The sequence below is a fragment of the Oscillospiraceae bacterium genome, from assembly GCA_022483045.1.
GTDB lineage: Bacteria > Bacillota > Clostridia > Oscillospirales > Acutalibacteraceae > Caproicibacterium.
Window position 1 is genome coordinate 1,148,453 of record JAKVOA010000001.1, and the last position, 14,349, is coordinate 1,162,801.

Here is a 14,349-nt window from a genome sequence, read left to right on the forward strand (position 1 = left end):
AAAGCTTCGCTGCTCTTCCAATGGCATTACGGTTCTGTTTTATTATTCTAAATTCTAAATACCAAATTGTCAAGTTTTTTGTACAAGAATAGGTCTTTTTAGATGGAGCTGCAGGGGCTTCTGCACGCTTCTTTACAGGCAAAATGGCAGATTGTGCTTGACTCGCGCTGCGGCTGCCGCTATGCTGATAAAAGGAAAAGAATTTTCGTGCCACTCTGCAAAATTTAAAGCAGCCCTGAGAGGGATGAGAAAATGTATCAGATCCTACTGGCAGAAGACGACCCGGCACAGAGATATGTGTATACAAAACTGAAAACTTGGATACAGTACGGGTTTGAGATAGCCGACGAAGTCTCTAACGGAAAAGAAGCGCTGGATAAGCTGGATCAAAAGACCTATGACGCTGTAATTACAGATATACGCATGCCAGCTGTTGACGGCCTCACGCTTTTAAAAGAGATGAAGAAACGGAACATCAGCTGCAGGGCCATACTCATCAGTTCATACGATGAATTTGAGTATGCGAGGCAAGGCCTGATTCTCGGTGCATTTGATTATATTGTAAAGCCAATGAAGCCTGACAACCTGGGAAAAGTACTGAGCAGGCTGCACGAAGAACTGGCAGCCGCTGAATCGAAGCAGTTCATTCATACAAGCATTCTGCAGGTCCTGGAGAACAATCAGATCGATCTTTCTGAGAATCCCTTTTTATCAAATATCTGCACTTATCTTTCTGACCATATGGGTTCCTGGGTAACAATGGAAGACACTGCAAAAAAAGTGAAATACAGCAAGGATTACTTCAGCAAGACTTTTAAGCAGCAGACCGGAATGTCTTTTCATGCTTTTTATGAGATGGTCAAAGTAGAGTATGCCAAATACCTGATTGATACTGAAAATCGCAGGAATTATGAAATCAGCGAAATATTAGGATACTCTTCCCCCGACTATTTTACAAAAGTTTTTAAAGAAGTTACCGGAATGACGCCGGCACAGTACCGAAAAAGGAAATAAAAAGGGCTTGCTGTCTTTACCAAAAGCAGCAAGTCCTTTTCTAAACGGTTTATGCCTTGACGGTATGTTTTTTGGAAAGAATATCAAACACAACAGCTGCCAGCAAAACCAGGCCTTTAATAGTTTGGGTAATATCGCTGCCAACGCCCATAATGGAAAGGCCGTTGTTAATAACGCCCATCACCAATGCACCAACCACAGCACCGGCAATCGTGCCACTGCCACCCATGACAGCTGCGCCACCTATGTAACAGGATGCGATGGCATCCATTTCAAAGTTCTGGCCGGCAGAAGGTGTAGCCGCCTGCAAACGTGATGTAAAGACAATGCCACCTAAGGCTGCAAGTACACCCATGTTGACAAAGGTGAGGAACAGCGCCTTTTTGGTATTAATGCCAGAGAGGATAGCGGCTTTTTCATTTCCGCCCATTGCATAAAGCTGACGGCCTGGAACAGTTCTGTTCATAAAGAAAGAATATGCAATAATCAATACCAACATAATCAGCAGCAAAATCGGCACACCATTATAAAGGGCAAGCCAAACTGTCAACAGTGCAATAGCAGCGACAGCAATGATGTTTTTGCCCCAAAAGGCACCTGCAGACGAGTACTGATAACCTTTGTGTTTTTTCTTCTGCCTCTCTGCAATGGAAACTGCCAAATAAATAATTGCTGCAGCTGCACCAATAATGATTGAAGTCATATCCAGTTTACCGCCGCCTGTTTTTACTAGAAAACCGGAACTGATAGCTAGAAAGTCTTTAGGAAAAGGAGTTAAGGTCATACCCTGCAATACATAAAGCGTAATGCCACGGAAAATAAGCATACCTGCCAATGTTACAATAAACGCTGGAATGCGCATATAGGCAATCCAAAAGCCCTGCCATACGCCAACCAGTGCACCAGCCAAAAGTGCAATGAGAATGGCTAGCCAAGGATTCATGCCCTTTTGCACAATTAAAACGCCAAGCAGTGCGCCAACAAAGGCCACGACTGAACCAACAGAAAGATCGATTGAACCACTACTGACAATACACAGCAGCATGCCGATGGAAAGAATTATAACATAACTGTTTTGCAAAATTAGGTTTGTTATATTCTGCGGCTTCAAAAAGATGCCGCCAGTTAAAACCTGAAACAGGCCCATAATGACAATCAGCGCAATTACCATACTGTATCGTCTGAGGTTAACAGACGATCCTTTTTTTTCAGCTTTTGTTCCCATATTCCTCAGGCTCCTAACTTTTTATTTGCCACAATGCACTGCATAACCGTTTCAGCTTTGGCTGCTTCCTTAGGAAGCTCGCCAACCACGGTTCCTTCATTGATCACGTACACTCTGTCTGAAACGCCCAGCACTTCCGGCAATTCGGAAGAAATCATAATAACACACTTTCCCTTGGCTGCCAGATCATTGATAATTGTATAAATCTCATATTTGGCACCTACATCAATACCACGCGTTGGTTCATCCAGAATCAGTACATCCGGCTCTGTCATAATCCATTTACTCAGCACGACCTTCTGCTGATTGCCGCCAGAAAGACTACCTACTGGCTGATAAATGCTGCTGGACTTGATTTTGAGTTCGTCCCGGTACTGATTGGCATAAGCAATTTCCTTATCCGTATCCAAAATGCGGTTTTGGCTAACGCGCCCTAAACTGGAAAGCGAAATATTGGTACAGATATCATCTGACAAAATCAGGCCTGCATTTTTCCTGTCTTCAGTGACATAAGCAATTTTATTGGAAATTGCCTTTTCAACCGTACTGGTATCAATTTCTTTTCCGTCTTTTATTACTTTTCCGGTAATATTTTTGCCATACAAATGCCCAAATACACTCATAGCAAGCTCTGTGCGTCCAGCACCCATCAGGCCGGCCAAACCTACTACTTCACCTTTATGTACCTTAATTGAAATATCATTAAGGAACTTTTTGCCCTCAATAATTGGGCTATCTGCGGACCAGTGCTGGATTTCAAAGGCTACATCGCCGATTTTAACATTGCGTGGCGGAAAACGTTCGGTCATCTCACGGCCAACCATACCTTTAATAATACGGTCTTCTGTAATTTTATCTTTTCCCTGCACCAAGGTCTCAATACTTTGACCATCACGCAAAATGGTAATCGTATCAGATACCTCGGTAACCTCATTGAGTTTATGAGAAATCAATATAGAAGTTAAGCCGTGCTTTTGTAGATCTTTCATCAGTTGCAACAGCTTTTGTGAATCTTTCTCAGTCAACGCAGCTGTGGGTTCATCAAAGATCAGGAGCTTTGCATTTTTGCCCAAGGCCTTGGCAATCTCCACTAGCTGTTGGCGCCCCACATTCAAATCTTTCACCAGCGTATGCGGGTCCTCATCTAAGCCAACACGGTCCAGCAGTTTTTGTGCTTCATTATAAGTAAAGTCCCAGTTAATTACCTTTCCAGATGCCTTCTCATGTCCCAAAAAGAGGTTTTCTCCAATAGAGAGATACGGGATCAAAGCCAATTCTTGATGTATAATGGCTATTCCAGCTTTCTCACTGTCTTTAATTCCCCTAAAGCGGCATGGCTTGCCCTCGAAAACAATGTCTCCTGTGTAACTGCCAAAAGGATAAACACCGCTGAGTACATTCATCAAGGTAGACTTGCCTGCACCATTTTCTCCTACTAGAGCATGAATAGAACCTTTTTCCACGGTAAAATTTACATTTTTTAAAACACGAACCCCTGGAAACTCTTTGACAATATTTTTCATTTCCAGAATATTTTCTGCCATCATGCAGCCTCCTGCCAAATAGAATAGCCGTGGTTTACCTGCCCAACAAATTTGGCAGATATATCGCCAGCGTTTATCAATCAGTTAAGGCCCAGCTCAGCCTTTGTGTAATAACCAGAGTCGATTAAGACCTTCTGATAATTGTCCTTTGTTACCGCTACTGGATCACACAAATAAGAAGGAACCACTTTAACGCCGTTGTTATAAGTCTTTGTATCATTTACTTCTGCTTTTTTACCTTCAAGCAGTGCTGAAACCATATCTGCCACTTTATTGGCTAATGTACGGGTATCTTTAAAGACGCTCATGGAAATTTCACCTTTTGCAATAGAGGTAACATTTGCTTTTTCACAGTCCTGGCCAGTAATAATTGGCAGCGGCTTTGCAGAAGAACCATAACCGATATTCTTTAAAGAAGCCAGCACACCGCGGGAAATCGCATCATTTGGTGCCAATACCGCATCCAATTTAGCGCCGCTTGCATAGTTTGCAGAAAGCAGGTTATCCATGCGGGCCTCTGCAACTTCTGTCTTCCAGTGCTCGGTAGCACATTTTGTAAAATCATTCATTCCGCTACGTACGACCAGTTTTTTGCTGTCTAAATAGGGCTTTAAAACATTAAGTGCACCATTATAGAAAAACTTTGCATTATTATCATCGGGGGCACCAGTAAAGATTTCAATATTAAAAGGACCTTTCCCCTGTTTAAGTCCCAGTTTATCTACAATGTACTGTCCCTGCAGCTGGCCCACTTTGTAGTTATCAAACGTTGCGTAGTAATCAACTGCATCAGAATTCATGAGCAAGCGGTCATAAGCAATGACTTTTACATTGCTAGCTTTGGCTTGTTTTAAGGCATCCGTTAGGGCAGAGCCATCAATGGAGGCAACGACCAACACATTTACACCGCTGGTCACCATATTTTCGATCTGAGAGACCTGGGTATTTACATCATTGTTTGCATATTGAAGCTGTACTTGGTATCCTTTAGACTCCAACACCTTTTTCATGTTGTCGCCGTCCTGCACCCATCTCTGCAAATTTTTTTCCGGCATGCAAACGCCAACTTTTTTTCCGCCGGAAGCTGCTGTATTACTGCCGCTTCCAGAAGTACCCGTGTCTGTTGTAACTACTGAACAGCCCACACAAGACGCCAGCATACACAGTGACAAAACAGTTGCGACTACTCTTCTCATCCTTCTCATCTTTCATACGCTCCTTTACTTTTGTTAAGTGCTTCATATAACTTGTTATAGCATTACAGGAAAGGTTTGTCAATATTTGTTTATTAAAAAATTTCAAATTATATTATAATTTTATATATTTTAACCAAATTATTCTGTTTGAGAAATAAATCTTAAAAATTCGGTTTATTATTATACTTATAAAAAGTACTTTTTTAATGGTTTTTTGAGCAAAAAATCATTTTGGCTTTGAAATTTGTAAAACTATTTAATATTATTTTAATTTCTTTTCCCCTTGAGCGTTTTGCAAAAGCTATTTCTTTGAAAGAGATGAATGACATGAACAGTTTGAACCTTCGCTCAGAAAACCGCAGAAAAATCGTTAATTTCCTGTATGAAAACAGAGATGCCACCAAAAAAAAAATTGCAAAGAAATTGGGTCTTAGTGTCCCCACAGTCACCCTTATTCTTAAGGATCTTACGCAGCTTGGCCTCGTAAAGGAAACAGGCACGCTGCAATCTTCCGGCGGCAGAAAGCCGACCGCTGTGCACCTAGAATATGATGCAAAATATTCAGCAGGAATCGCCATTACTCAAAATCATATACGTTTTGCCATTATCAATCTGGGAGCAGAAATTGTTCATTATAAAAGTATAAAGCAGCATTTTTCTGCTAATAACCAATACTATCAGCTGCTTTCTAAGGAATTAGAAGCTTTCCTTACTCAGGCTAAACTGCCGCGGGAAAAGCTGCTAGGGGTTGGCATTGCCCTGCCGGGATTAGTAAACACTGATAAAAAGATATTGGAATACAGCCCCACTTTACAAGTGCAGGACCTGCCTATACAGGCCATTGCAAAAAATATTTCTTATCCTATTCTGGCAGACAATGAAGCAAACCTAGCTGGACTGGCAGAAATTTGGCACATTAATGACATAGAAAATGCCGTTTATCTCTCTGTCAATAAAGGCGTTGGCGGCGCAGTTATCCTGGGAAATAAAATTTTTAACGGAAGCAGCGGCCGTTCCGGCGAATTTGGGCACATGACGATTGTCAAAGACGGCCTAACCTGTTCCTGCGGGAAGCGCGGTTGTTTGGAAGCGTATTGTTCTACAAAAACTTTAACTGAACCAAACTTTAGTGATGTTGAGGAATTTTTTTCTGCACTTAAACTTGGAGACAAATACTGCATTCGTAAATGGGAAAATTACCTGGATTATCTGGCAACCGGCATTAACAACCTACGTATGATCTTTAATTGCGACATTATTTTGGGCGGTGAAATCTCGCAATATTTAGAGGCAGCTTCTCCCTTACTGAAAAAGAAACTTCTGTTATTGAATTCTTTTCATGAACAGCCTGATTATCTACGCTTCAGCAAGTTTAGAGAAAAAGCCAGTTCCACAGGTGCAGCACTGTTGTTTGTAAACAAATTTTTGGATTCCTAAAAGCGACAGATTAATAGCAGGGTCAGGGCTACTGTACAGGAAATTCTGTATAATAACCCTGCCCCTGCTATTGTTTATTCCCGCTACATCAAATAAGCGACGACTTCTTCTACAATTTTTCTGCACAGTTTAAGTTTACACTCCCATAAGTTGGCGGCCCCCTGATACATATCATAACTCCCCCTTTATAACAAATACATATGCTTCATCAAAGGAAATACTACTTCACTTCATACTATATAGAAATTTATATGAACTAGCAAAATCCATGTTTCAAACTTTTTTGCAATTGCAAAATGATAATATGAGTGTGTCAGAGCAATCTGCGGATTGAAAATATATTGTGTGTATTGATCTACAAAAATGTAAAAAGCATCCCACCGAAATCAATTAAAATTTCGGTGGGATGCTTTTTATCAACATATAAATTTACATATTGAATTGGGAACTGGGTTTCCGATCATTTTTATGACAATTTTTCTCCTTGTTAAACTTGAGCAAATACGGCAAAGACAATATTGACCGATGCCTATCGCCATTGTCCCCGTTAATTGATATTTATGATTATAAGTGTTTTGACAAGTCGGCACAAGTAGATACAAGCACAAGAATTTTTGTGCAGACACGCAGGATTACCGCATGCTCTGATACATTTGCGTAAGCATTTCATCGGTAATTTCGACTGGATTGTTGTACAAATTTGGATGACGGCTAATGCGCACCAGCTCCGCAATTTGCGTATCACTCAAATGCAGGTCTTTAAGATCTGTGCGCAGCCCCAGCTTCTTTTTCAGGGCAAAGATAGCGTCTGCCATATCATTCACATCATAAAATCCCAGCTTTTTCGCAAAAGTCTGTACGCGGCCATTCTGCGCATCTGCATTAATGCGTGCAAAGTAATCCAAAGTCAGCCCACACGCCTCGCCATGCGGAATTCCGTACAGGTTTGTCAGCGGAAAAGAACAGGCATGAGAAGAAGTCGTTTTCGGCAGCGTAAAAGCTAGACCCGCGATAACGGACGCCTCACACATTTTTTCCCGCGCTGTGCAGTCTTTTGGGTTATGATAAGCACACTCCAAATTATGAAAGACTAAGTCCGCCGCGTAAAACGCACAGGCGTCACAGACAGGCTGATGGCCTTTACTCCAGTAACCCTCAATTGCATGGGACAGAACGTCAATGCCCGTGCAGGCTGTCACATAGGGCGGCATGGAATACGTCAGTTTCGGATCAATGACCGCATAATCCGGGAAAAAAGCATCTGACACAATCGGTGCCTTTTTTCCTTTCGCGTGGTCGGAAAGGACAGATACGCAAGTCACCTCACTGCCCGTGCCAGCGGTAGTCGGTACGGCAATCAGCGGCAGATGTGCCTGCGGCATCGGCACACCAGTACCGTGATACTTACAGATAGAATCCTCTGTCAGACAAATACTGGCTGCTGCTTTGGCAAGATCCATGGCACTGCCGCCGCCAAGCGCCACCACAAATTCACATTTGCTAGCACGAATAGCCGCAGCGCAGGCATCCACTTCTGTTACATCCGGGTTTGGAGAAAGCTCACTGAAGCAGCAGGTAATAGTTCCTTCGCTTTCCGCAAGGATTTTATTTGCAAAGCCATTTTTACAGAAATGAGGTGTTGCTACCAGCATTCCATTTTTCAGCCCAAGCTTCTTTGCCAACTCTTTCAGTTCTGCAGCACGCCCGCTGCCAAAGCAAATCTTTACCGGCTGCATATAGTCCCAGAGCATGAAAATACCTTCTTTCAAATTAGTCGCAGTACGTTTTGTCGACCAGAGTCAGCACCTCATCCAAAATTGGCAGATAAGCATTGAATTCCTCCGCCGTAATCGTCAGCGGCGGGCAGACATTGATATTTGTCTCACGTCCAAAAGTGGAGAAACCGCGTCTTGATTATGCACTATGCCCCAATTCGTACAGAATTGCCTTGCAAAACGATCTTAGAAATCCGGTTGTAAATTCAGTCCATAAGTGCGCACGATTTTCTGCAGCTTTTTGAAGTTTTCCTGATCGAGCACAGCATCGCCCATTTCATAGGCGCGGTGAAGCTTGCTGTATTTGCTTTTTCCATAAGAATGATACGGCAAAAGTTCATAATGCAATGGAGGGAGCAGCTTTAAAAATTCGCAGATATTCCGAATGTCCCGCTCTGTATCATTAAATCCCGGAATAACAGGTGTGCGGACACGCACATCTTTTTCCGGAAAAGCTGCCAGCAACGCTTTCAAGTTTTCAAGAATCTGCTCGCTGCTTCGGCCAATCCACTCCCGGTGTTTCTCTGTATTCAGGCTTTTTACATCAAAATAAATTGTATCCAGATACTCTGCGGCCGCCAGAAGAATGCTTTGTGGGGCGCAACCGCTGGTTTCAATCGCGGTTGTCAAGTAGTGCTCTTTGGCTTTTTTCAGCAGCGCAACCAAAAACGCCCCCTGCAAAAGCGGTTCACCGCCGCTCACGGTCAGGCCACCGTCGCCATGACGGTAAAACGGTTCGTCTTTTTCCACCTCGGCCAAAATTTCGTCCACGCTCATCATCCGGCCTGCAGTTTCTTCGCCAAAGGGCTCCGCCTCTGTCCGCTGTGACTCAGGATTGCAGCACCACCGGCAGTGCAGCGGGCAGCCCTTAAAAAAGACGGTTGTCCGAATGCCCGGCCCATCCTGCAGCGAATAATGCTGGATATTAAAGACGCAGGCTCTCTCTGCATGTTTCATATTGCCTGCTGCTCGGTTCTTGCAATAATATCGTCCTGCAGGTCTTTAGAGAGTTCTGTGAAATAAGCGCTGTACCCCGCAATACGCACCAAAAGGTTTTGGTAATCTTCTGGGTGCTTCTGCGCCTGCCTAAGGGTATCTGTGTTAATGACATTAAACTGAATATGCCAAAGCCTGAGGTCGTGCCACGTCTGAATGAAATTGACCAGTTTCTTGGTACCCAAATCTCCCTCTACGCACGATGGGCTCAGTTTAATATTCAGCAGGCGGGACGCGCGCTGTGTGTAATTCTGGTTTTTAGTTGCATAGTTAGAGAGGAGCACCGCGGTCGGGCCGAATTTATCAGAACCCTGAGAAGCACTGCTGCCATCTGAAAGCGGTGCAAATGCCTTTCTACCATTTGGTGTGGCACTGACCACCTTACCGAATGGCACATGAGAGGTAAATGGAACCAGGCGCAGGTCAAGGTGCACCCCTAATTCAGCAGAATACTTTTTGGCAAAGTCCTGCGCTTCGCGATCAAGCAGTTTTCCGATACTGTCTGCATAAGGGTCGTTATTGCCGTATGCCGGTGCAGTTTTTAGAAGCTTTTGCACTTCTTCATAGCCCTCAAAATTATGGGCAAGTGCTTCTTTCAGCTGTGCAATTGTCAGCTTCTTATCCTCAAATATAATTTTTTTAACTGCAGAAAGCGAATCGATAACCGTGCCGTACCCGATAAACTCAAAATACCCCAAATCAATGCCGCCCGGTATTTTGGGCTGGTGAATATCTGTATAGCTGTCGCGGCAGAGTTTGTGCAGTGTAGAGCCAAGCGGCGACGCGAAGTGCTGTGCGCGCAGGCGGATAATTTCATGCTGCTGGACAAACGCATGGCGGATAAAATATTTCTGCTGCTTCAGGTATGCCTGCAGAAAATCATCAAAGGTCTGAAACGTTTCCGGCTCCCCTGTCTGCAGCCCAATAACTTCATTCCCGTATTTCAGCATTTTGCCATTGTAAAGTGTCATTTCCAGTGCGGCCGCAAAGTTGATGTAAGCGCACGGGCTTGTGTAAGTATCCCGGTTTGGCATACGGCACTCAGAGCAGCCCGAAACGCTGTAATCAAAGGCTTCCTCCGGCTTTGCGCCCTTTGCAAGCAAAAGCGGAATCACCTCGTCATCATTGATGAGTTTTGGAAAGCCGCTGCCTTCTTTGATGGTTTTAGCTACTTCATACAGATACCGCTTTGGGCTGAGCGTATGGATTCTAGCCGCAAGGTCTGGATAATTCAGTGGAAAATCGCGCTTGGATTTCAGCAACAGATAGGTCAGGTCATTCACTGCATCGTTTCCGTCTTTGTCAACGCCGCCGATGGTGACTGCCTCCCAGTGGGCATAGCCCTCATTAAAGGCACCGCCTGTCTCAGAAAGATACAGATCTATAAATTCGGACATTTCCACCCACATGCACTCCAAAAGCTCCTGTGCCTGGCTTTCGGTAATAGCGCCGCTGTCGATATCCTTTTTATAGTACGGGTAAAGGTACTGGTCCATGCGGCCATTGGAAATGACTGTGCCTGTCTTTTGTTCAATGCGCGAAAACATCTGGACATACCACTGTGACTGCACGGCCTGATAAAAGTTCTCCGGCGGAAACTCCGGCACACGCCGGCTGTTTTGCGCAATCGTCAGCAGTTCCCGCCGGCGCTGGTCGTCCATTTCCTTCTGTGCCAGCTTTTCGGCAAGGTCTGCGTGCCGGTGTGCCCAAAGTACAATGGCGTCGCAGATGGTAATTTCCGCCTGTAAAAACGGCTTCTTTTCCAGTGTATCAACTGCACTGTTTTCGTCCAGTGCAGCCAGCCTTTTTTCCGCGTCTTTTTTAATTCCGGAAAAGCCGAGATTCAAAACGATTTCATAGTCATGCACCCACTGAATGGAGGAACGGAAAGAGGCGGTCTCGTTCACAATAAAGCGGGAGCTTCCGTCAGGATTATAGGTGAGTTTCAGCGTGTCGTCCGGAAAAGCTTTTGCCAAATCCTCGTGGAATGTTTTGCCTTGCCAATATGGTTGAATCTTTGTTTTTACCGTCTGGGCATCTTCCGGAGCTATCTCAAACGGCGACGTAGCTCTTTCTGGAAGCTTAGCAATTGCATCGCCGAGAATATCGCCATCCAGCTCAGGGTACAGAATACCGTACCGGCCAAGCTTGCCGCTGCGTCCGGCCAAGAGCTGATCATCCTCTATGTAGACTGTGGCATGCTGTGCATAATGGTACATTGCCTTTGCCCATCTCAAAATCAGCGGCTGTCCCTCTGTTGTTTCAAAGGATTCTGTAAAATACAGGCCGCGCTCAATATCAATCTGTGGTTTTGTTCCTTTTACTTTTTCCAACAGGTCTGCCGCGCGGTTTTTCTGTGGGTAAACTCGTTTTTTCGTTTTTATTTCTTCCTGCAGACGCTTTTCCTGCAGCGACAATACTTTTGCAGACATATTTTTATCCCTTTCCGTTACTGCTGACTGTTGATAATGCCGAGCAGCTCTTCGCGAATTTTGTAATACTTCTCTGTATACTTAATTTTGCTGGACCGCTCTTCTTCAAACTCATTGGTAAAATGGAGCGGGATATCTTTAACAATTTTGCCCGGGCGCTTCGACAAAACGACAACTCTGGAACCAAGGACCATGGCCTCATCGATATCATGTGTAATAAAGAAAATTGTCTTGCCGGTTTTCCACCACAATTTCCGCATAAAGTTCTGCATCTGCTCGCGCGTCAAAGCATCCAGCGCACTGAAGGGCTCATCCATCAGAAGAATCTCAGGGTCATTGATCAAAGTCCTCGCAATACCTGCACGCTGTTTCATGCCGCCCGACAATTCATACACCTTTTTATCAGCGAATTCTTCCAGTCCAACTGTTTTTAAAATTGCGTCTGTCTTTTTGCGGATCTCATCTTTTGGGAATTTTCGCATACGCAGTCCAAAATTTACATTGTTTCGCACAGAAAACCATTCAAAAAGATTTGCCTGCTGAAACACAACCCCACGGTGCCAATCGATACTGTGAATTGGCTGGCCGTCAAGCAGAAGTTCCCCGGAAGTAGGGTTTTCAAAGCCGGCAATCAGCTTGAGCAATGTGCTTTTACCACAGCCGGAGGGACCGAGTACACACAGGAACTCGCCTTTGTAGATATTTAGATTCAGATTATCCAGCGCCTTGACCGTTCCCGTTTTTGTTTTGTAGTCGAAATTTACATTTTTTATTTCGAGCAGTGCATCATCCGCGTAATAAAAGTCATCCGGATTCTTTGTCTTTGCGGCCACAGTATTTGTATCCAATTTGCGGCGCCGTCCTTTCTTTATTTTTCACGGAGTGCTTTCTCAATAAATTCACTGGTTATGCCATTTTGGAAAGTGCTGAGCGGCGCTGATTTATCGATACTGCCCTGCTGTACAAGAAAGTCCGCTGTGTCTTTCAGTGTTTTGGCAAGTGCTCCCTTTTCTTTGGCTGTTCCAAGATAGCCTGCACCCAGCTGCTCTTTGCCGGCAGGATAGGTAAAGCCTTTCGCCTGATTTTTGGCCTCTGTCTCGGAAATACCAGCAGCCGAGGCAATCTCTTTGATTGCTTTGCTCTGATTGCTTTGGTACTGAGAAAGGCCATAAAGCTGCGCTTTGATATAGCCTGTCGCCACGGCGGGGTGCTTTGCCGCAAAGTCTTTGTTGATAACTGCCAAGTCCGCGGTCACGACGCCTTTTTTCACAAGGTCACCGCTGCCCATAATGACAGTACCGCTTTCCTTTGTGATTTCGCCGAGGACCGGATTCCAGACATACGCCGCATCAATATCGCCGCGCTGCCATGCAGCGTAAATATCATTCGGCTGCATATCTAAAAGCTGCAGGTCCGATGTTTTCATGTGCGCAAACTTCAGAGCATTGAGCAGGTTGTAATGTGCTGTCGATGCAAATGGAGTCGCCACTTTTTTGCCTTTCAGGTCTTCAATTTTATGTATGCCGGAGGCCTTTGTTGCGACAAGGGACTCTGCGCTGCCAATAACATCATGGTACCAAATCACTTCATACCCAAGGTTGTTTGCCAAACCGATGGAAACCGGCGAAGAACCAATCGAGGCAATATCAAGACTCTTGCTGGAAAAGGCTTTGTTGATATCTGCGCCGGAATTAAACTGTACGAGATTCACTTTCATACCAAGGTATTTCTCATAAAGCTTTTCATAGCGTGTAACCAATTCCGGCGTAATCAGCGTCTGCACACCGATGTTTACGATAGAGGCGGATGCCCCGCCTTTACTGCTGCCGGACACAGTGCCGCAGCCCGTGGCACCCAGCGCAACCGCCGCGGTAAGCAGAAAAGCTGTCAGTCGTTTCGTTTTATTTCTCATTGTGATTCTCTCCCTTTAGTCATTAGGATTTTCCGCTCCAATGGACGATCAGTTTTTCCAACAGCAAAAGAATTTGGTTGAGCAGAATGCCGGTAATGCCCATGATGATGACGCCGAAAAACACGACATCTGACTTCAGCCAGTTAGAAGCGTCCAACACAAGCCAGCCGATGCCGGTCTTTGCTGCAACCATTTCCGCCGCAACCAGTGTTGTATACTCAATGCCCACGGCAGTGCGCAGGCCGGTAAAAATGTCTGGCAATGTTGCGGGCAAAATGACATTGAAAAACACCTGCCGCTTATTGGCGCCCAGCATATAGGCACCGTTGATATAGTCCTCTTTAATGTGGTTTACGGACGATACACAAGTGATAAAAATGGGCGCAAACCCTGCAAGGTACAGCAGAATGATTTTTGAGCTCTCGTTGATGCCGAACCACAGCACCAGAATGGTATAGTACGCAAGCGGTGGAACCGGCCGATAAAACTCAATGATAGGGTCAAGCACTGCGCAGAACTTTGGAAAGCAGCCACTGAGCAGTCCCAGCGGAATCGCCGTGACAATGACCAGACCGAAAGCAGTCATCAAGCGCTGCATGGAACTCATCAGATGTGTAATCAGTTTGTCGCCGTTTGTTCCATAGCCATTCTCCGCAACATTGATAAAGCTTTTCCAGACTTTCTGGGGGGAAGGCAAAATGATATCGGAAACACTTGTAAAGTTTGACACAAGAAACCATGCCAGCAAGATGGCCGCAACTGTAACCAGCGTGATGCACTTCTCCGCTTTTTTATTCCGCTTTCTCAAAATGCCTTAC

11 protein-coding genes are annotated in these 14,349 nt (G+C 44.7%); 2 read left to right on the forward strand and 9 right to left on the reverse strand.

Annotated features, from left to right (window positions below):
* The first annotated feature begins 252 nt into the window (after positions 1–252).
* Entirely contained in the window at positions 253–1,014 is a 762-nt protein-coding gene (locus tag LKE53_05550; protein ID MCH3972216.1) for a response regulator, read from the forward strand.
* A gap of 49 nt (positions 1,015–1,063) precedes the next feature.
* Here the strand turns inward: LKE53_05550 and LKE53_05555 are convergent, their stop codons facing one another.
* The 3 genes from LKE53_05555 to LKE53_05565 form a co-directional block, all read right to left on the reverse strand.
* The gene (locus tag LKE53_05555; GenBank protein MCH3972217.1) at positions 1,064–2,239 is read right to left on the reverse strand and encodes a sugar ABC transporter permease; all 1,176 of its coding nucleotides are present in this window, start codon (positions 2,237–2,239) and stop codon (positions 1,064–1,066) included.
* 5 nt (positions 2,240–2,244) lie between these two features.
* The gene (locus LKE53_05560; protein ID MCH3972218.1) at positions 2,245–3,783 is read right to left on the reverse strand and encodes an ATP-binding cassette domain-containing protein; all 1,539 of its coding nucleotides are present in this window, start codon (positions 3,781–3,783) and stop codon (positions 2,245–2,247) included.
* Positions 3,784–3,863: 80 nt separating this feature from the next.
* A complete protein-coding gene (locus tag LKE53_05565; GenBank protein ID MCH3972219.1) occupies positions 3,864–4,979 on the reverse strand; it encodes a sugar-binding protein in 1,116 nt (371 codons plus the stop codon).
* A gap of 231 nt (positions 4,980–5,210) precedes the next feature.
* Here LKE53_05565 and LKE53_05570 point away from each other — a divergent pair, with 231 nt between their 5' ends.
* The gene (locus LKE53_05570; GenBank protein MCH3972220.1) at positions 5,211–6,416 is read left to right on the forward strand and encodes an ROK family transcriptional regulator; all 1,206 of its coding nucleotides are present in this window, start codon (positions 5,211–5,213) and stop codon (positions 6,414–6,416) included.
* A gap of 632 nt (positions 6,417–7,048) precedes the next feature.
* Here LKE53_05570 and LKE53_05575 read toward each other — a convergent pair.
* The 6 genes from LKE53_05575 to LKE53_05600 form a co-directional block, all read right to left on the reverse strand.
* Entirely contained in the window at positions 7,049–8,167 is a 1,119-nt protein-coding gene (locus tag LKE53_05575) for an iron-containing alcohol dehydrogenase family protein (protein MCH3972221.1), read from the reverse strand.
* Positions 8,168–8,377: 210 nt separating this feature from the next.
* The gene (locus tag LKE53_05580) at positions 8,378–9,148 is read right to left on the reverse strand and encodes a glycyl-radical enzyme activating protein (GenBank protein MCH3972222.1); all 771 of its coding nucleotides are present in this window, start codon (positions 9,146–9,148) and stop codon (positions 8,378–8,380) included.
* The gene (locus tag LKE53_05585) at positions 9,145–11,619 is read right to left on the reverse strand and encodes a glycyl radical protein (GenBank protein ID MCH3972223.1); all 2,475 of its coding nucleotides are present in this window, start codon (positions 11,617–11,619) and stop codon (positions 9,145–9,147) included. Before LKE53_05585 ends, LKE53_05580 begins: the two co-directional genes overlap by 4 nt.
* Before the next feature lie 17 nt (positions 11,620–11,636).
* Positions 11,637–12,467, reverse strand: a complete 831-nt coding sequence (locus LKE53_05590; GenBank protein MCH3972224.1) for an ABC transporter ATP-binding protein — start codon at positions 12,465–12,467, stop codon at positions 11,637–11,639.
* 20 nt (positions 12,468–12,487) lie between these two features.
* Positions 12,488–13,531, reverse strand: coding sequence for an ABC transporter substrate-binding protein (locus LKE53_05595; GenBank protein MCH3972225.1), 1,044 nt, complete (start codon positions 13,529–13,531; stop codon positions 12,488–12,490).
* Between the two features lie 22 nt (positions 13,532–13,553).
* Entirely contained in the window at positions 13,554–14,339 is a 786-nt protein-coding gene (locus LKE53_05600; protein MCH3972226.1) for an ABC transporter permease, read from the reverse strand.
* Between the last annotated feature and the right edge of the window lie 10 nt (positions 14,340–14,349).

Bases quoted from the DNA above. Each gene is read 5' to 3' on its own strand.
- LKE53_05550 (MCH3972216.1), top strand. From the start codon at position 253: ATGTATCAGATCCTACTGGCAGAAGACGACCCGGCACAGAGATATGTG.
- LKE53_05555 (MCH3972217.1), bottom strand. From the start codon at position 2,239: ATGGGAACAAAAGCTGAAAAAAAAGGATCGTCTGTTAACCTCAGACGA.
- LKE53_05560 (MCH3972218.1), bottom strand. From the start codon at position 3,783: ATGGCAGAAAATATTCTGGAAATGAAAAATATTGTCAAAGAGTTTCCA.
- LKE53_05565 (MCH3972219.1), bottom strand. From the start codon at position 4,979: ATGAGAAGAGTAGTCGCAACTGTTTTGTCACTGTGTATGCTGGCGTCT.
- LKE53_05575 (MCH3972221.1), bottom strand. From the start codon at position 8,167: ATGCTCTGGGACTATATGCAGCCGGTAAAGATTTGCTTTGGCAGCGGG.
- LKE53_05580 (MCH3972222.1), bottom strand. From the start codon at position 9,148: ATGAAACATGCAGAGAGAGCCTGCGTCTTTAATATCCAGCATTATTCG.
- LKE53_05585 (MCH3972223.1), bottom strand. From the start codon at position 11,619: ATGTCTGCAAAAGTATTGTCGCTGCAGGAAAAGCGTCTGCAGGAAGAA.
- LKE53_05595 (MCH3972225.1), bottom strand. From the start codon at position 13,531: ATGAGAAATAAAACGAAACGACTGACAGCTTTTCTGCTTACCGCGGCG.